Raw genomic sequence first — 18422 nt, 5'->3', positions numbered from 1 at the left:
ATGGGAAGAGGTGAATGTTAATGAGTGATATGAAACAAGTAATGGAACAAATTCTGGAAAAATATCCAGCTAAAACTTATAAAGTTAGAAAAAAACATATGGTTGTAAAGACAGAAGAAGATCCAAATCCAATTATTGAAGCCAATACTAGAACAGTACCAGGAATAATAACAGCAAGAGGATGCTGTTATGCAGGTTGTAAAGGTGTTGTTATGGGACCAATTAAAGATATGGTGCATATAACTCACGGACCAATAGGTTGTGCTTTCTATACTTGGGGCGGAAGAAGATTTAAATCAAAAGCAGAAGAAGGCGGTAAAAATTTTAATGAATATGTATTTTGTACCGATATGCAGGAAAGCGATATAGTTTTTGGTGGAGTTCCCAAGTTAAAAGAAGCTATAAAAGAAGCGGTAGAACTTTTCCATCCTACAGGAATAGGTATATACGCTACATGTCCAGTTGGTCTTATAGGTGACGATATAAACGCTGTAGCAGCAGAAGCAAGAAAAACTTATGGTATACCAGTACTTGCATTTAGCTGTGAAGGTTACAAAGGTGTATCACAATCTGCAGGCCACCATATAGCAAATAATACTGTAATGAATGATATTATCGGAACTGGAACTCGTGAACACAAAAAGTATTCTATAAATATATTAGGAGAGTACAACATCGGTGGAGATGCTTGGGAAATGGATAGATTCCTAAAGAAAATAGGCTATAACATAGTGGCAACTCTTACTGGTGATGCCAGCTTTGAGAATATTCAAAATGCTCATCTAGCAGATCTTAACTTAGTACAATGTCACAGATCTATAAACTACATTGCAGAAATGATGGAAACTAAATACGGAATTCCATGGATTAAGTGTAATTTCATAGGTGTAAATGCAGTTATTGAAACTCTAAGAGACATGGCTAAATTCTTCGATGATCCAGAACTTACTAAGAGAACTGAAGAAGTTATTGCTGAAGAAGTTGCTGCAATTCAGCCAGAATTGGATTTTTACAGACAAAAACTTACAGGAAAAACAGCTTGTCTTTATGTTGGTGGTTCCAGAGCACATACTTATCAATTTTTATTAAATGATCTTGGGGTTAAGACAATTGTGGCAGGTTTTGAGTTTGCTCATCGTGATGACTATGAAGGAAGACAAGTTATACCAACAATTAAGATTGATGCTGATAGCAAAAATATTCCTGAATTAACAATCACTAAGGATGAGGAAAAATACCGTGTTGTAATTCCAGAAGAAAGAGCTGAAGAACTCAGAAAGCAAGGAATTCCATTTAATTTCTATCAAGGTATGGAAACAGATATGAGTCAAAATACATTAATAGTAGACGACTTAAATCATCATGAAACAGAAGAGATTATAAAGAAATTAAAACCTGATATGTTCTTCTCAGGAATAAAAGAAAAATATGCAATTCAAAAGATGGGAGTTTTATCAAAACAGCTACACTCTTATGATTATACAGGACCATATGCAGGTTTTAAAGGAGCAGTAATATTTGCAAGAGAAGTAGCAGCAGGTGTTTATACTCCAGCGTGGAGTTATGTTACTCCACCATGGAAAAAAGAGCCTATGTTAGAAGGAAAAGTTGTAGGAGGTGACGTGTAATGTTAGATGCTACACCAAAGGAAGTATATAAAAGAAAAGCTTTGGCAATAAACCCAGCTAAGACTTGTCAACCAGTTGGAGCTATGTATGCAGCTCTAGGTATACACAATTGTCTTCCACACAGTCATGGTTCTCAAGGATGTTGTTCTTATCATAGAACTGTACTTTCAAGAACCTATAAAGAACCAGCTATGGCATCCACTAGTTCTTTTACAGAAGGTGCCAGCGTATTTGGTGGAGGAGCTAATTTAAAGACAGCTGTTAAAAACATTTGGGCACTATATAACCCAGATATAATAGCAGTTCATACTACTTGTTTATCAGAAACTATAGGTGATGATTTACCTACTTATATAAATGATATGGAAATACCTGAAGGTAAAACCGTTATACATGCAAACACACCAAGTTATCAAGGTTCACATGTTACTGGTTATTCTAGCATGATAAAGGGTATGGTAGATTATCTTTCAAAGAATAGTGGCAAGAAAAATAGTAAGATAAATATAATACCAACTTTTGTTGCTCCAGCTGATATGAAAGAAGTAAAAAGAATATTTAAATTAATGGGTATTCCTTTCATCATTATGCCAGATACCAGTGGAGTATTAGATGCTCCAACTACAGGGAAATTTGAAATGTACCCTAAGGGCGGAACAAAGATAGAAGATATAGTTGATGCAGGAAATTCCGAATTAACTTTAGCTCTTGGAAAATTTGGTGCAGAGGCAGGTGCTAAAGCTCTTGAGAAAAAATGCAAAGTTCCATATAAAACATTAAAAGCACCTATAGGTATAGATGCTACAGATGAATTCTTAATGGCAATATCTGCAGCAACAGGAAAAGAAGTTCCAGAAGTGCTTGAAGAAGAAAGAGGGCAATTGGTTGATTTAATGTTAGATAGTTATCAATATTTCAATGGTAAAAAAGTGGCTTTATGTGGAGATCCAGATACGATTATACCTCTTACTCAGTTCTGTATTGCTTTAGGAATGATTCCAAAGTATGTAATTTCAGGGACTCCTGGAGAAGAATTTGAAAAAACAATTAATGCAATGCTAGCTGAAGCTGGTATAGAAGGAAGCACAGTTAAAGCTATGGGAGACTTCTTTGATCTACAACAATGGATTAAAAATGAAGGTGTTGATTTATTAATTGCAAACAGCTATGGAAAATTTATAGCTAGAGCAGAAAATATACCTCATGTAAGATTTGGATTCCCTATTTTAGATAGATATGGACATTATTATACTCCTGATTTTGGGTATAAGGGTGCAATAGCATTAGTAGAAAAAATATGTAATGCTATGCTTGAAAAAATTGAAAGAGAATGTCCAGAAGAAGATTTTGAAGTAGTAAGATAGTATAACCTTAAACCCCTAATTATATTATATATAATGCGGGATATGTTACAGGTTACAAAAATATTGAATACAGTTGGTACCGGCAATATATCCCGCTGAATTAAAATTATAAGAACAAAATTTTATATAGAATAATCTAACACTGATGAAAGAACTAATATTACAAATAAGTTGCATACAAGTATAGAGAATTATAATTATAAGATTTATTAGGAGGTGAGTTCATGGAGAATGTAAAAAAAGATTACTATAACAAGATAACTATTGACGAATGTTTGGAGACTGTAGACGAAATAAAATATGAAAAGAAAAGAATAGATCTTATTAAGGAAAGAGAAGCATCTGTTTGTTATAATTCAAAAAATAAAGGTGAAAATTTTAAATGTGATGCAGAAAGTGTATCCGGTTCTGTTAGCCAAAGGGCTTGTGTATACTGTGGTGCAAGGGTAGTATTGAACCCTATTACAGATGCATATCATATAGTTCATGGACCTATTGGGTGTGCAAGTTACACTTGGGATATAAGAGGAAGTTTGAGTAGTGGAGAAGAGGTATATAGAAACAGTTTTTCAACAGATTTAAGAGAAACTGATGTTATATTTGGTGGTGAAAAAAAGCTATCTGGCGCCATCGATGAGATAGTTGAAAAATATAAACCTAAAGTAATTTTTATTTATTCAACTTGCATTGTTGGTGTTATAGGTGATGATATAGATGCAGTTTGTAGAGAGGCTGAAAAAAAATATTCAATAAGAGTAATACCAGTAAAATCTCCTGGCTTTGCAGGGAATAAGTCTACAGGTTATAAGGCTGCCTGCAATGCCATAATTAATTTAATGAGTACTAAAAAAGTAATCGATAAAAGAAATGCTATTAACTATCTTGGCGATTTTAATTTAGCAGGAGAAGCCTGGATAATTAGTGACTATTTAAAGAGAATGGAAATTGATATAATAGCTAAAATTACAGGAGATAGTACATGCAGTGACTTAATGAATGCTCCAATGGCGAGATTAAACATTGTTCAATGTGCAGGCTCTATGACTTATCTAGCTAAGCAGATGGAAGAAATTTATGACATACCTTTCTTAAAAGTAAGCTTTTATGGAATTCAGGATATTAAAAATTCCTTGTTTCAAATTGCAGATGCTATAGGTAATGAAAAAGTTAAAGAAAAGGTAAGAAAATTCGTGGAAGAAGAAGAAAGGAAAATAGAAAAGGAACTTGAATATTATCGCAGTAGATTAACTGGGAAAAAAGCAGCTATTTTTGTAGGTGGAGGATTTAAAGCAATTTCTTTAATAAAACAATTCAATGATCTAGGTATGGAAACTGTCATGGTAGGAACACAAACTGGCAAGCCAGAGGATTATGAAATCATAAGAAGCATATCAAATGAAGGTACAGTAATATTAGATGATGCAAATCCAGCAGAATTAGAAAAATTTATGTTAGAAAAAGGTGCAGATATATTGGTTGGAGGAGTAAAGGAAAGACCACTAGCCTATAAATTAGGAGTTGCATTTTGTGACCATAATCATGAAAGAAAACATGCCTTATGCGGCTTTGAAGGTGCAGTGAATTTTGCAATGGAAATAGATTTAACTGTTAATAGCCCTGTATGGAATTATGTATAAATAATAGGCTTAAATTTTAGAAAGGAATGTGAGGTGGCTAGCGTGAGCAGTAGAAATTTTGTTAATTTAAATGCAAATCCATGTAAGATGTGTATGCCTTTAGGAGGGGTTTTAGCTTTTAAGGGTATTGAAAATAGCATGGTTATCTTACATGGATCTCAAGGGTGCAGCACTTATATAAGAAGACATATGGCTACTCATTACAATGAACCCATAGACATAGCATCCTCCTCATTAACGGAAAATGGTACTATATACGGAGGTACTAAAAATCTAAAGACAGGATTAAAAAACTTAATTAAACTGTATAACCCATCTACTATTGGTGTTTTAACTACTTGCCTTGCTGAAACTATCGGTGAAGACATTGACAGAATTGTTAAAGAGTTTTCAGAGGAAGAAAAAGAACTTGATATGACAGCTTTAAAAATAATAACAGTGCCAACACCAGGCTACAGCGGCAGTCAGGCGGAAGGGTATTATAGAGCTTTAAGAAGGATAGTAGAACAGACTTCCGAACAGGGAGAAAAAAATAAAAAAATCAACATCATAGCTGGAAATTTAAACCCAGGGGATATTAGAAATATAAAACAGATCCTAGAATCCATTGGTGTAGAGTGTATTTTATTGCCAGATGTATCAGAAACCTTAGATGGGCCTCATAATAAAGAGTATAAAAGAATACCAGATGGAGGAACTAAGCTTTCAGATATTAAGGATATGGCAAATTCAATAGCCACAATTGAAATGGGTATGGTTGTTGATGAGGAAGATTCACCAGGATTATATTTGAAAGAAACCTTCGGAGTACCTCTTTATAAATGTGGAATTCCAATAGGACTTAAAAATACAGATGAATTTTTAGCTTTAATTCAAATAATAAGTGGAAAACAACTTCCTGAAAGTTTTAAAAATGAAAGAGGAAGATATATAGATGCTATGATTGATAATCATAAGTATAATGGAGAAGCTAGAGCCTTAGTGTATGGGGAGCCAGAATTAGTTTTAGCTATCGTTAAAACTTGCGGGGAAAATGGTATTCTACCTAAAATTATTGCTACAGGATCAAAAAATAATAAGCTCAAAAGTTTACTAGAGAATGAAATAAAAGATTTTATTGAGAAGTCTATCATTTTGGATGATACAGATTTTGAAACTATAGAAAAATATGCAAAGGAAGAAAAGATAAACATAATGATTGGAAATTCAGATGGTAGAAGAATGGCCAGCAGACTTAACTTAAGTATTGTAAGAATAGGATTTCCAGTTCATGATAGAGTTGGAGCACAGAGACAATTTTTTACTGGATACAATGGATCCTCATTTTTTATTGATAACACAGCAAATATAATTTTAGAACATAAAGAAGAGAGTTTTAGAGATGAGGCTTTCCAAAAGTATTACAAGGAAGGGGTCGAAAAAGTTATGGATAGAAAAACAATTAACATGGAAAAAACATTTACCCATCCATGTTACAATAAAGGAGCTCATGATTATGCAAGAATGCACATACCTGTAGCCCCTAAATGTAATATAAGCTGTAATTATTGCAGCAGAAAATATGATTGTGCAAATGAAAGTAGACCCGGTGTAACCAGCGAAGTACTTACACCAGAAGAAGCTTTAAATAAATATAGAGAAGTTAAAGAAAAAATTCCAAACCTTAAAGTCTTAGGCATAGCAGGTCCAGGAGATGCCCTTGCGAATTTTGAGCAAACTAAGAAGTCTATAGAGCTTATCAAAAAAGAAGATCCAGAAGTCACTTTCTGCCTATCTACAAATGGATTAATGCTTCCTTTTTATGCAAATGAATTAGTTGAGCTAGGAATTTCTCATATCACTATAACTATTAATGCAGTGGACGTAAGTATAGGAGCAAAAATTTATAAAGAAGTTAATTTTTTAGGTTCTAAATATACAGGAGAAGAGGCAGCTGAAATACTTATGAATAACCAATTAGCAGGTCTTAAATTTTTAGCTTCAAAAGGAGTAGTATGTAAGGTTAATACTGTAATGATAAAAGGAGTTAATGATGAGCATATAGTTGAAGTTATTAAAAAGGTAAAAGAATGCGGTGCTTACATTACAAACATTATGCAGATGATTCCAGTGCAAGGCAGTGTTTTTGAGAGCCAGCCTATGGTTAGTAATGTAGAATTAAATGCAATGAGAACTGAGTGCGAAAAGTATGTTAAACAAATGTATCACTGCAAGCAGTGCAGAGCAGATGCTATAGGAACTTTAGCACAGGATAGATCCATAGATTTTAGAAATATAACAAAGTGTTCTGGAGACTGCAGCAGCAAAAAAGATATCATAGACTTGAAGGGAAGCTTGGAAAACAAAAAAGTTTATAAATTTGCTGTGGCTACGAAAACTGGTATAAATATAGATTTGCATTTTGGACATGCTAGTGAGTTTTATATATACTCATATTCTGCAGGTGACATAAACCTTTTAGAAAAGAGAAATGTTGATAAATATTGTAATGGTATAGAGGAATGTGATGAACATGAGGATAAAATTAAGAAAATAGTTAGAGCTATAGGTGACTGTGATGCAGTACTTGCTTTACGTGCAGGAGAACAGCCTATCCAAAAACTAGCTCTTAAAGGAATAAAATTTGTTCAGACTTATGATGGCATAAAAGATGGCATATTAAAGGCAGTGGCACAAATAGAAGATGGATGTAGCAAAGAAGGGATAGTGTAGATAACTTATAAATAAAACTAAAAAAATATATAAATAAGAAGGAGGTAAAACTGGTTTTTGTGGTAAATTATGAATAAAAAATAATGTAAGGATAATACTATATGTGAAAAGTAAATATGTCGCAAAGACACATAGTGAAAGTCGGGCATGTATTGAATTGCTTTTTACAGGGAGAGCTAACAGCTTTAACTCTGTTGAACTTGAATAACAAAGGTATTCAAGGCTAACGAAAGTTTGCAGAGTTTTAATACAAGAGTATTAACCTAAGTGGTTGAATCCTGTGATGCCACCACATTAATAATGTGAAAAATCGATTTGTGACGATTTTAGAAACTAGGGATTAGCATGTCTGTTAATTGTGAAGAGAAAAAAAAGATTATTCTAGATAAGAGTTTAATTGAGATATTTAAAGTCCATAGACACATTAACGGTGCTTATGTAATTGAATTCTTAGACTTAATGAAAGTAATAGGAGTGGATTATTTTCAGGTAAACAGCAGCACTCTGGATAAAATGATGATTTATCCAGAGTTTTCTGGTTATTGTGTATATAACATAGAAAACACGGAAGACTTGAGATATTTATATATTTATGACTTTAAATATTTGTCCATAGATTTTGAAAAATTTTCGACTATACCTTTAATGGAATGTAAAAATAAAATAGATAAAAGTAAGATAATAATGAATATAGCATTAAAAGATTTAAAGGCTTCCAATATAGAAACTATAAAATATATTCTATCCTGTTATGATATAGAGTTTTTGATGGTAACAAATTTATCCAAGTGCAATAACTCCTCATGGGAAGATTTTATAATAAAATTGAAGAAAACTTTTAATTTAAAAATCGGTTTTTGTGCTGAAAATTCATTATGTATGGGAACTGCAGTGAGTATAGAGTTATGTTTAGACGGAGCGGATATGATTGCTGGAGCATTTAATGGATCAGAGTATGGTTTTGCGCCTATAGAAGAAGTGCTAACTGCACTAAAAGTAATAGGAGACTGTAATATAAATGGAGATCTATCACTCTTATATAAACTAACAGAATTATATAAAAAGCTAACTTATAAAGTTATACCAGGAGATAAGGCTGTTATAGGCCAAGATATATTTAAATATGAATCTGGAATACATGCAGATGGAATAGAAAAGAATCCTTTAACCTATGAACCCTATAGCCCAAGTGAGGTAGGTCAAAAAAGAGAATTATTAATAGGAAAACATTCAGGTGGTAAAGCAGTATGCAAAAAATTAAAAGAGCTGAATATAGATTATGGAACAGTTGATGTGAATTTGTTACTGAGTAAAATAAGAAATAAAAGTATTTATTTAAAAAGAAATATTAGAGACGAAGAGCTTTTCGCTTTGTGTGAAGAATTAAGGGGAGTAGTCATCGGATGAAGTGGAAACTTGAATCAGATTGGATTTCAAACCAATCTGATTCTTAGTTGAACGAATCCAGGGGCGTAGCCGGTCTTTACTTTGCTGACGATAGGAAGAGAAGTATTAGAGCGGGTAGCCATCGGATAAATACTTAAGGTGGTGAGTTTGGGATGAAGGTCAAAATAGTAGATACTACTCTAAGGGATGGCGAACAGAAGCCTGGTATCGCATTTAGTATTAATGATAAGATTCAAATAGCGAAGGATGTTGATGAAATGGGAGCATACCAAATTGAAGCAGGTGTGCCAGCTATGGGTGGGGAAGAGAAGAAGAGTGTAGAAAAAATAGTTTCACTTGGACTGAAAAGTAAAGTATCCTCATGGAATAGAATGAATGAAAAAGATATACAAAACTCTATTGATTGTGGTGTTGATATAATTCATATATCCATTCCTACTTCTGATATACAGCTAAGCTCAAAGTTAGCTAAAGACAAAAACTGGATTATATATAATATGAAGAAAAATATAACCTTTGCAAAGGAAAAAGGCTTTGAAGTAACAATAGGCTTTGAAGATGCTTCAAGGGCAGAGGAGTCTTTCCTAATCGAATTATGCAAGATAGCCTTGAGACTAGAAGTAAAAAGAATAAGGTATGCAGATACAGTTGGAATTTTATATCCAAGGAAGACTTATAACATTATAAAGAAGATAAAAGAAAGTGTTCCTGTGGAAATAGAGTTTCATGGTCATAACGACTTTGGTATGGCAATAGCGAATTCTATTACAGCGGTACAGGCTGCTGCTGAGTATGTTGATTGTACAGTTTCAGGAATAGGAGAAAGGGCAGGGAACTGTGACTATTTAAAATTTTTAACGGTTTGTAACAAATTAGGAATTAGGTATCTGTAAATAAAAGCCTATTTATTTTAATGGAGGAGATTACAATGTGTAAAAAAATAGCAGTTGTTTTAAATGATAGTGGACAAACAGAAACAATACATGAATCAAGTGTTATTAAAGTATATTCAAAAGAAAAAGATCAATGGGAGGAAATAAATCAATTTCCGTTCACTCTTAAAGGATTAATGGTAGTAAAAGCAATTAGAGAGAATATGCTTTATCTAGTAGAAACATTAGGTGAATGCAAAATTATAGTGGCAAAGAAATTAAGTGGTGTTCCTAATAGTATGCTGGATATGTCAGGATTTACAATAGTTGAAGTAGAAGGTGAACCTGAAGAGTTCTTAGATGATGTACTAGAACGTATAGAAGAATATGAGATATCTTTGGTTGAAGCAGCTAAGGAAAAAGAAATTAATACAAGACCAGTATCACCAAAGGATGATGGACATTACTATATAAATCTTAAAGAACTTCAAAATAAAAATTCGGGAGTCACTTCTAAACAAGCATTATTACCTTTTCTAAATAATACTATTTTTCATCAATTGAAAATTATTTGTAGCCATGCACCAAAATGGCTCGAAGAGGAATTAAAAAGAACTAATATGAAGTCTACTATTGAAATGGTTAACCCTAATGAATATAAGATAGTAGTCTGCAAAAAGACCTGTGATGAAGTATAAAAATATTTTAGTAAAAGAGATCTTTAAAAGCATGGTGATTATATTGAACTGTAGCCTTAGTTTAATATAATTACCATGCTTTTCTCAAAGAGTATAGTGTGACAAGTTGTGCATCTAGCTTCTTTTAATTAAGAATCAGGTGGAGGTTAAATGCCATTTAGACAGTCAACTTCCACCTGATTTAAATATTACTTCATATTTGCAGTCTTGTAACAATTTCTCCGCCTTCAATATGTTTGTCCATTATTTCCTCAACATCATCTGGAGTTACAGCACCATACCAAACTCCCTCAGGATAAACCACCACTATAGGTCCTTGACTACATATCCCAAAACATCCGGTGTTAGTCATCATAACTTCTCCGGTTAAATCTCTGCTATCTATTTCCTCCATAAATGTATTTACAATATCTACAGATTTTTTTGAATAGCAAAATCCTTGCTGTTTTCCATTGGTTCTACAACTAGTACATACAAAAATATGATACTTTGGATTGACCATAATAATTACCTCCTAAAATATTATTAATTATAATTTTTAAAGTACTCTTTAAGGAGTACTTATATTAACAACCTGGGCAAACCGTACAGTTACTTTTTGGAACTCTAATAGGTTTAAATTCAAGTCCTTGTCCATTATTTTCTGTACTAGATAAAATTATAAAACCTTCGTATTCATCTATCAGTTCCTGTGGAATAAAAAAATTAATATCTTTGATCTTTTCTACGATGTCACCAGGTTGCTGCTCTTCACAATTAATATTAAAGGTTACTCCTTGGCAGTTTTTACCCATATAGGTTACTCGCAAATCGTAGTTTTCCAAACAATGACTATCTAGAAAACCTTTGAATTCTTCGTAAGCTTCATCACTAATTCTAACATTACTCATAAAATTACCCCCTAGCATAAAAGTATGAATTTACTAATTTTGCAATACAACTATTATAAAATAACATTTTATCAAATTAAAATAATATATTTTAATAATATTATAATTATTATACTATTATTTTAACGAATTATCAATAAGCTTTAGAGAGATTCTTAAATTTGATATCGATTTCTTAATAATTAGATTTCTGTGTCTTTACGTAAAGAAATTATATAAATGTAAATAAACTTCATATTTTGTTGTACAAATTATTAGAAAAATAATCTTTAACAACAAAACATGAAGTTTATATTTTAAAAGTACTATAATATAAAATTCATCAGCATTACTTCATATTTATATATATACTAAACTAAAATGTTTAATAGTTAACATTAAACGTAATATACTAAATAGAACTCTTATGCTTAGCATAAAATTCTTCGTAATTTTTCAACTCTTTTTTTAAAAGAGATGGAGTATCAAGCTTATATGGACAGTGATTTTTACAGTTTCCACAGTCTATACAATTGTTAATAAGCTCCATTTTTTCTTTGAAGTTATCCTTTAAGAAGTCTTGGTAAGGAGCTCTTCCAAGCAGCAAAGTTATTCTTGCAGAAGTAGGAATTTCAATTCCAGCAGGACAAGGCATACAGTATCCGCAGCCACGGCAGAAATCTCCTGCTAATTCAGCACGATCCTTATTAATAATAGCCCACATAGATTCATCTAATGCTGGCGGATTTTTTTCAAAAGAAATAAATTCATCCAATTCAGCTTCTCTCTGTATACCCCATATTGGCACTACATTATTAAATTGTCGCAAGAATGCAAAAGTAGAGGCTGCGTTAGTTATAAGTCCACCAGATAATGCTTTCATGGCAATAACTCCTATATCTTTCTTTTTACACTCTTCAATAAGCTTTAAGTCAGCATCAGCAGATAAAGAGCTTAAAGGAAATTGTATGGTATCATATAGGCCAGAATCTGCAGCATTTAAGGCATTTTTTATTCTATGATTTGTAATTCCTATGAAACGAACTAGACCTCTCTTTTTCCCCTCTAAAAGTCCTGCATAAATGCTGTCAGAGTCATCGGGATTCGGAAGTTCGTCTGGATTATGTAACTGAAGAATATCTACGTAATCTGTTTTTAAATTATTTAAGCTTGTTTCAAGATGCGTTAAAAGGGTTTTTTTATCTTTTGCATGACTTTTAGTAGCAATTATAATATCTTTTCTCACATCTGAAAGGGAGTAGCCAATCTTTTCTTCGCTGTCAGTATACATTCTTGCAGTATCAAAAAAATTTATTCCGTTATCATAAGCTTTTCTTAAAATTTTCTTGGCCTCTTCAAAGGAAACCCTTTGTATAGGTAATGCTCCAAAGCCGCTTCTTGTTACCATTAAATTAGTTTTTCCTAGTCTTATTTTATCCACTTAAATCACTCCTCCGTATATAAATAATAATGAAAAATTTAACAGCTATTATTAAATTATATACTAAAATTAAACTATAGTACAAGAATATACCTCTTATGATATTTTCACAATACAGCTTAATTTACAAGTAAATCCATAAGAAATTATTGATTCTTTTACCTTTATATAGTAATATGTTAGTAAAATAATACCTATTACTATTTAAAAATAAGTTTCACTTCTTTTTTTCTAATAGTAAAGTTGGAGGCAATGAAAAATTCCTTTTATGTGGGCACTTTAGGAATTTGGAGCTAGTGGTGCAACCTGCCAACAATTAATTAATATTAATTGTTGTTTTTTGTGCAAAAAAAAATTATATGTTTAAAATTTCAAAATAAAAGAGGAGAATTAATCATGATAAAAATTTTAATTGTTGATGATTCTAGCTTTTCTCAGAGAATAACAGCTAATCTAATAAGAAAATTTTTAAGTGATGTAGATTTGTATTTTGCAAATGATGGACAAGAAGGGCTTGAAGCATATAAAAGTATAAATCCAGATTATACATTCGTAGATTTACTAATGCCAAAGATAAGTGGAAAAGAAATGATAGAATTTATAAAGAAATTCGAGAATGATGCAAAAATAATTGTAGTTTCTGCTGACGTACAAAAAAGTGTAAGAGAAGATATGGAAGTATTAGGCATAATGTCATTTATAAACAAACCTTTCAATGAAGACAAGGCAAAAATTATATGTGATATGATAAGGAATGATTTAAAATGAATGAAAATGAAATAAGAAAAGATGTATTAAAAGAATTGTTTAACATAAGTGTTGGTAAATCTGCCAGCATCCTTTCAGAAATAATTAATAAAAAAATATTATTAAATGTGCCTGATATAGAGATATTAGATTTAAAAGCCAACAGAGATCAATTAGATGAATATTTTAATGATATCATAGAAGGGGCGCTAATGGTATCGTCTATTTCTTTTAACGAAAAATCAGCTGGAAAGGCTAGTTTAATTTTCCCAGCTGATAAAATGAGAAATTTTATAAATCTTTGTTTACATGAGGACAGTGATGATGAATATAGTGATTTAAATTTTACAGATATAGATTTCGATATTATTAAAGAAGTAGGTAACATAGTTTTAAATTCTATTATTGGAGAAATTGGAAATTATGTAAATATAAAATTTAATTATATGCTACCTGAGGTAAAAGTATTTAATAGTATGAATATTGAGGAATTTATTGAAAACAAAGATTACTCATATATTTTAATGTTATATGTAACTTTTAATATAGAAAATTCAAAGATTGAAGGAGCAATTGTAATTAACCTAACATTAAAGTTTTTAGATGAGATATTAAAAAAAATATATATGATGGAAGTCGATTTTAATGGATAAAATATTATTAAATGCGTTAAATTGTATAAGTGAAGGAACTATAATATTAAATGATAAGTGTCAAATACTGTACTGGAATAACTATATGGAATATTTAACTGGAATGAAATTAGAGAATGTATTACAAAGTAATATATATGATATTCTGCCAACCATGAATAAAAAGTATTTTAGAGACTTAGTAAAAAATGTAGTTAACCATGAATGTAAGATGTTTTTCTCAGCAGCGATGCATAAAGATTTAATAAGCAGCAATAAAAAATTAAACTTAAAAATAAGCAAAATGAAAAGCGAAAATAATGATTATGTAATTCTTGAGTTTATTGATGTAACTAATCAATTTCTTCATATTGAACAATTAAGAAAATATGTCCATGATCTATATTTATTAAATAAAGAATTAAAAGAAAAAGAGAAGATCATAGAGGAGTTAGCTTATTATGACAAATTAACTAAAGTTGCAAATAGGACATTATTTTATAAATATGCGGAAAAGTTTTTATATAATGCTAAAAGAAATAATAGTTTGTTAGGACTAATGTTTATAGATGTCAATAAATTCAAGAGTATAAACGATACTTATGGTCATGAAATAGGGGATAAGGTTCTAATAAAAGTTGCTAGTATACTTACGGAGGCTACAAGAAAAAATGACGTAGTTGCTAGGTATGGTGGAGATGAATTCTTAATATTGTTACCTAATGTTAAGATGATAGATAACTATAAAGTAATAGCTTCGAGGATTACTAATAATAAAAATAAAATTATAAATATTGATGAAAAACAAATAAAAATATCATTAAGCATAGGAGTTAGTTTTTTTCCTAAGGATGGAGATAATATTGACAAATTGATAGTAGAAGCAGATAAGGCAATGTACATTGCTAAAAAAAGGGCTGGAGAAGATAATTGCTTTTGCAGCTTATAATTAAATTATTCGAAAATATAACTAGGATACAAAATAAGCCGTATAGCAATTGTTGTATGGCTTTAATTTGTATTATTCATAATGTAAAGTTTCCACCTTTTTATAGATTATTATTTGATAAGTAGATAATATGATAGTATAATAATTATAAAATTAATAAGAATAAATACCCAAAATTATAATGTTTATTGTTTGTAATTATTCTACATTAAAATTATATTCAGTGATAGAGAATTTTAAGGTATAGATAGAAGGTGGAGAAATGAGTAACGTAATACTATATATAATAGGTGGTTTTTTTGTTGTCAGTGGAATTGATTATGTTTTAGGTAATAAATTTAACCTTGGAGAAAAGTTTGAAGAAGGGGTAAAATCAATGGGAGTTCTAGCTCTCAGTATGGTAGGTATCTATTCATTAGCCCCTATGATTTCAAATTCCTTAGGTACTGTTATTATTCCTATATTCAATACATTGAACTTAGATCCATCCATATTTGCAGGTTCTTTATTAACTACAGAAATGGGAGGCTACCAAGTAGCAAAAGATTTAGCTCTAAATAGTAATATAGGATTGTTTTCAGGGGTTATTTTAGCATCAAGCTTAGGTACTACTATAAGTTTTACAATACCTCTTGGAATGGGGATGATTTCTAGAGAAGATGAAAAGTATTTTTCTATGGGAATTATGGCAGGCATGGTTACTATTCCTGTAACATGTATAGTTGGGGGAATATGTCAGGGATTAAATTATAAGGATTTAATGTTAAGTATACTACCAGTTGCAGTATTTTCACTACTTATTGGTATAGGGCTTTTAAAAATTCCTAATGCTTTAATGAAGGTATTTGGTTTTTTTGGAAGAGCGATAATATCCCTTAGTGTTATAGGATTAATTTTACAAGGAATACAGATTATATTTCATGTACAACCCCTTTCAGGATTACTTCCCTATTCAGAAGGGCTTAATCTTGTAGGCAAAATGGCTATAGTTTTAGGTGGATCATATCCTATGCTTGCAGTTATAAATTATTCTTTAAAAAAATACTTTGATAAATTTGGTGAAAAGATAGGTATCAATGGCGCAGCTGTAACAGGATTGATTGGAAACTTAGCCAGTAATTTGCTAGCTTTTTGCATCTTCAAAGATATGGATGCGAAAGGAAAAGTTCTCTGTACAGCTTATGGTGTAAGTGGTGCATTTATGTTTGGAGGACAATTTGGATTTGTATCAGGCGTAGCTCCAGAAATGGTGAAGGGATTTATTTTTTCTAAGCTTATAGGAGGGATGTGCAGTATACCTGTAGCATTATGGATATATAACCGTCAAACAAACCGCAAAGTTGAAGCTTCGATGGGCGCAGCATAAGGTTTGGTATAAGGATCAACTTTGGGTATGAGAAGTCAAGAAGTATTTATTAGCCTAATATTAGAAAAATGGGGGTGCTTAGTTTGTCAAAGATTAATATTAGTCTTCAAATAATTCCGAGTGTAGAGGAAGAAAGAATATATCCAGTAGTGGACAAAGTTATAGAGTATATAGCTGAAAGTGGTGTTAAGTATGAAGTTGGGCCAATGGAAACTACAATGGAAGGTGAGTTTGATGAACTGATGGAAATTGTAAAAAAAGCTCAAGAAATATGTGTTAAAGAAGGTGCCAAAAGAGTTATATCAATGGTAAAGATAGATTATAAGCCTGAGGGCGTTACTATTGACGAAAAAGTGGCCAAGTATAGGAAATAACTATAGTTAGAAGTTGTAGTTGAACTACAACTTTTTCTATTTGGAATAAAGATTGTTTTAATAAATATTTAATGACTTTGAAGGATATTTATTTTAAATGTAGAATATAAAACATAATTTATATGTCGTATATATTCTATTTATGTTAAATTTAAATAGAATATGAGGAGGAAATAAGATGAGAAGAAAAAGAAAAACATTAGCATCAATAATAGTGACGACTATAATTGTAGGATTATTAGCCGGTAGCGTAAATGCAGAGGTTGCAACAAAAAGATTAGCTGGACAGACACGTTATGATACCTGTCAAGAAGTTGCAAAGAATGGGTGGACAACCTCAGAAAATGTTATTATAGCCAATGGTGAAAATTATCCTGATGCACTAGGAGCGGCAGCTTTGTCTCATAAATACAATGCGCCAATATTACTAGTACATGGCAAGTCGTTAAAAGACAACCCTATTTTAGTAAGTGAGTTAAAAAGACTAAACGCTAAAGTAATTACAATACTAGGTGGAGTTGGTGTGGTTTCACAAAGTATTGAAGATTCACTTAAAAAAAGCGGATACACATTACAAAGGTTATCTGGAGAAGACAGATATACAACAGCTGTTAATATAGCAGAAAAGCTAGAAAATGTAAGTGAAATTATTATATCTAATGGTGAAGATTTTGCAGGTGCTTTATCAGTAGCTCCAATATCCGGTACAAAAAACATTCCAGTGATATTAGTTTGTAAGGATAGTGTACCAGGAGCAGTAGAGTATTACCTTAAAAATCATAATATTAAAGCTACATATGTACTGGGAGATAAAACTGTAATATCGGAATCAGTTGCTAGTAAATTCCCTAATGTACAAAGAATAAATGGTAACACCCGTTATGACTTAAATAAAAACATTATAGAAAATTTTAAAGCAAGTATGAATTTCAATACCACTTATATAACCTCAGGAGAAGGTTTTGCAGATGCATTAAGTGCTATAGGTTTGGCGGTTAAAAGTGGCAACCCAATAATATTTGCGAGCAATACTAGTAACAGCGATATGAGACAGTTATTAATAGGAGAGTCTATTAAAAGTAATATTATATTAGGTGGAGAAGGGATATTACCTGCACAAGTAGTAAGTAGTTTATTTCAGCAAACCTCATCAGTAAGTGAAGTTAACTATAAAACTGTTCCTTTAGCTGATAGAAGACAGTCTCTTCTTGGTGATGATGAAAAAAGTGGGGATTTTGCCAAGGTAGATGGAAAATGGCAGTACACCAGTAAGGAAGCAAAAACAAAAAACATAGAGGTTGTTACTGTTAAAGTATGGGACTATATAGATAACAACGATAGAAGTAAAGGAAAGCACACTGTATCAAAAGATATTCAAGTAAATAAAAAAATATCAGTAGAGGTAAAACAAATATTTGATGAAATATATAATCTTCCAGAGCAATTTACAATTAAGGATGTTGGTGGATTTAGAGACAAGGACCCATGTATCAATCATCCAGCTGGTGCAGCTATCGATATAAATCCAGATGAAAATTACTTCATTCAATTAGCAAAAGATGGAACAGTGAAACAACAAGTTGGGAAGTATTATAATCCTTATAAGGATCCATATTCTATTACACCGGAAGTTGTTAAAGTGTTTCAAAAATACGGTTGGGACTGGGGTGGCAATTTTCCGAACTCAAAGGATTATATGCACTTCAGCTATTTAGGTGGTTAATAA

At 31.4% G+C, this 18422-nt stretch carries 16 protein-coding genes and 1 riboswitch; of the genes, 13 read left to right on the top strand and 3 right to left on the bottom strand.

Annotation, left to right across the window (positions count from 1 at the left end):
• Window positions 1–29: 29 nt before the first annotated feature.
• The 7 genes from nifD (at window position 30) to CLMAG_RS14805 (ending at window position 10318) form a co-directional block, all read left to right on the top strand.
• A complete protein-coding gene (nifD, locus tag CLMAG_RS14835) occupies window positions 30–1628 on the top strand; it encodes a nitrogenase molybdenum-iron protein alpha chain (protein WP_066625032.1) in 1599 nt (532 codons plus the stop codon).
• Window positions 1628–2992: a nitrogenase molybdenum-iron protein subunit beta gene (nifK, locus tag CLMAG_RS14830; RefSeq protein ID WP_066623950.1), complete on the top strand. Its 1365-nt coding sequence runs from the start codon at window positions 1628–1630 to the stop codon at window positions 2990–2992. The genes nifD and nifK overlap by 1 nt, the downstream gene beginning before the upstream one ends.
• 293 nt (window positions 2993–3285) lie before the next feature.
• Window positions 3286–4629 carry a nitrogenase iron-molybdenum cofactor biosynthesis protein NifE gene (gene nifE / locus CLMAG_RS14825; protein ID WP_066625027.1) on the top strand — a complete coding sequence of 448 codons (1344 nt, stop codon included), beginning with the start codon at window positions 3286–3288 and terminating at the stop codon, window positions 4627–4629.
• A gap of 42 nt (window positions 4630–4671) precedes the next feature.
• Window positions 4672–7341, top strand: a complete 2670-nt coding sequence (gene nifB / locus CLMAG_RS14820; RefSeq protein ID WP_066623948.1) for a nitrogenase cofactor biosynthesis protein NifB — start codon at window positions 4672–4674, stop codon at window positions 7339–7341.
• Between the two features lie 345 nt (window positions 7342–7686).
• On the top strand, window positions 7687–8748 hold the full coding sequence (locus CLMAG_RS14815; RefSeq protein ID WP_066623945.1) for a homocitrate synthase/isopropylmalate synthase family protein: 1062 nt from the start codon (window positions 7687–7689) through the stop codon (window positions 8746–8748).
• A gap of 152 nt (window positions 8749–8900) precedes the next feature.
• Window positions 8901–9641: a beta/alpha barrel domain-containing protein gene (locus tag CLMAG_RS14810; RefSeq protein ID WP_066623942.1), complete on the top strand. Its 741-nt coding sequence runs from the start codon at window positions 8901–8903 to the stop codon at window positions 9639–9641.
• Between the two features lie 35 nt (window positions 9642–9676).
• On the top strand, window positions 9677–10318 hold the full coding sequence (locus CLMAG_RS14805; RefSeq protein ID WP_066623940.1) for a Fe-only nitrogenase accessory AnfO family protein: 642 nt from the start codon (window positions 9677–9679) through the stop codon (window positions 10316–10318).
• Window positions 10319–10511: 193 nt separating this feature from the next.
• Here CLMAG_RS14805 and CLMAG_RS14800 read toward each other — a convergent pair whose 3' ends face one another.
• The 3 genes from CLMAG_RS14800 to CLMAG_RS14790 all read right to left on the bottom strand — a co-directional run bounded on the left by CLMAG_RS14800 (window position 10512) and on the right by CLMAG_RS14790 (window position 12628).
• The gene (locus tag CLMAG_RS14800) at window positions 10512–10820 is read right to left on the bottom strand and encodes a 2Fe-2S ferredoxin (protein ID WP_066623938.1); all 309 of its coding nucleotides are present in this window, start codon (window positions 10818–10820) and stop codon (window positions 10512–10514) included.
• 64 nt (window positions 10821–10884) lie between these two features.
• Window positions 10885–11208 (bottom strand): HesB-like protein, encoded by a 324-nt coding sequence (locus tag CLMAG_RS14795; RefSeq protein WP_066623936.1) that lies wholly within the window; start codon window positions 11206–11208, stop codon window positions 10885–10887.
• A 391-nt stretch (window positions 11209–11599) separates the two neighbouring features.
• Window positions 11600–12628, bottom strand: coding sequence for an aldo/keto reductase (locus CLMAG_RS14790; RefSeq protein WP_066623934.1), 1029 nt, complete (start codon window positions 12626–12628; stop codon window positions 11600–11602).
• A 236-nt stretch (window positions 12629–12864) separates the two neighbouring features.
• Window positions 12865–12948, top strand: a riboswitch (cyclic di-GMP riboswitch).
• Between the two features lie 76 nt (window positions 12949–13024).
• Between CLMAG_RS14790 and CLMAG_RS14785 the strand changes: the two genes are divergently transcribed.
• From CLMAG_RS14785 to CLMAG_RS14760, 6 genes are all read left to right on the top strand, one after another.
• On the top strand, window positions 13025–13396 hold the full coding sequence (locus CLMAG_RS14785; protein WP_066623931.1) for a response regulator: 372 nt from the start codon (window positions 13025–13027) through the stop codon (window positions 13394–13396).
• Window positions 13393–14028, top strand: a complete 636-nt coding sequence (locus CLMAG_RS14780; protein ID WP_066623928.1) for a chemotaxis protein CheC — start codon at window positions 13393–13395, stop codon at window positions 14026–14028. Before CLMAG_RS14785 ends, CLMAG_RS14780 begins: the two co-directional genes overlap by 4 nt.
• A complete protein-coding gene (locus tag CLMAG_RS14775) occupies window positions 14021–14956 on the top strand; it encodes a sensor domain-containing diguanylate cyclase (protein ID WP_066623925.1) in 936 nt (311 codons plus the stop codon). Before CLMAG_RS14780 ends, CLMAG_RS14775 begins: the two co-directional genes overlap by 8 nt.
• Before the next feature lie 262 nt (window positions 14957–15218).
• A complete protein-coding gene (eutH, locus tag CLMAG_RS14770) occupies window positions 15219–16322 on the top strand; it encodes an ethanolamine utilization protein EutH (RefSeq protein WP_066623923.1) in 1104 nt (367 codons plus the stop codon).
• 83 nt (window positions 16323–16405) lie between these two features.
• Window positions 16406–16696 (top strand): MTH1187 family thiamine-binding protein, encoded by a 291-nt coding sequence (locus CLMAG_RS14765; protein WP_066623918.1) that lies wholly within the window; start codon window positions 16406–16408, stop codon window positions 16694–16696.
• Window positions 16697–16874: 178 nt separating this feature from the next.
• Entirely contained in the window at window positions 16875–18419 is a 1545-nt protein-coding gene (locus tag CLMAG_RS14760; RefSeq protein WP_066623915.1) for a cell wall-binding repeat-containing protein, read from the top strand.
• Window positions 18420–18422 lie beyond the last annotated feature (3 nt).

The sequence above is a fragment of the Clostridium magnum DSM 2767 genome (genome assembly GCF_001623875.1).
GTDB lineage: Bacteria > Bacillota > Clostridia > Clostridiales > Clostridiaceae > Clostridium_AM > Clostridium_AM magnum.
This window is presented reverse-complemented; position numbering and strand designations above follow the sequence as displayed.

Bases quoted from the DNA above. Each gene is read 5' to 3' on its own strand.
- nifD (WP_066625032.1), top strand. From the start codon at position 30: ATGAAACAAGTAATGGAACAAATTCTGGAAAAATATCCAGCTAAAACT.
- nifK (WP_066623950.1), top strand. From the start codon at position 1,628: ATGTTAGATGCTACACCAAAGGAAGTATATAAAAGAAAAGCTTTGGCA.
- CLMAG_RS14815 (WP_066623945.1), top strand. From the start codon at position 7,687: ATGTCTGTTAATTGTGAAGAGAAAAAAAAGATTATTCTAGATAAGAGT.
- CLMAG_RS14810 (WP_066623942.1), top strand. From the start codon at position 8,901: ATGAAGGTCAAAATAGTAGATACTACTCTAAGGGATGGCGAACAGAAG.
- CLMAG_RS14805 (WP_066623940.1), top strand. From the start codon at position 9,677: ATGTGTAAAAAAATAGCAGTTGTTTTAAATGATAGTGGACAAACAGAA.
- CLMAG_RS14800 (WP_066623938.1), bottom strand. From the start codon at position 10,820: ATGGTCAATCCAAAGTATCATATTTTTGTATGTACTAGTTGTAGAACC.
- CLMAG_RS14795 (WP_066623936.1), bottom strand. From the start codon at position 11,208: ATGAGTAATGTTAGAATTAGTGATGAAGCTTACGAAGAATTCAAAGGT.
- CLMAG_RS14785 (WP_066623931.1), top strand. From the start codon at position 13,025: ATGATAAAAATTTTAATTGTTGATGATTCTAGCTTTTCTCAGAGAATA.
- CLMAG_RS14780 (WP_066623928.1), top strand. From the start codon at position 13,393: ATGAATGAAAATGAAATAAGAAAAGATGTATTAAAAGAATTGTTTAAC.
- CLMAG_RS14775 (WP_066623925.1), top strand. From the start codon at position 14,021: ATGGATAAAATATTATTAAATGCGTTAAATTGTATAAGTGAAGGAACT.
- eutH (WP_066623923.1), top strand. From the start codon at position 15,219: ATGAGTAACGTAATACTATATATAATAGGTGGTTTTTTTGTTGTCAGT.
- CLMAG_RS14760 (WP_066623915.1), top strand. From the start codon at position 16,875: ATGAGAAGAAAAAGAAAAACATTAGCATCAATAATAGTGACGACTATA.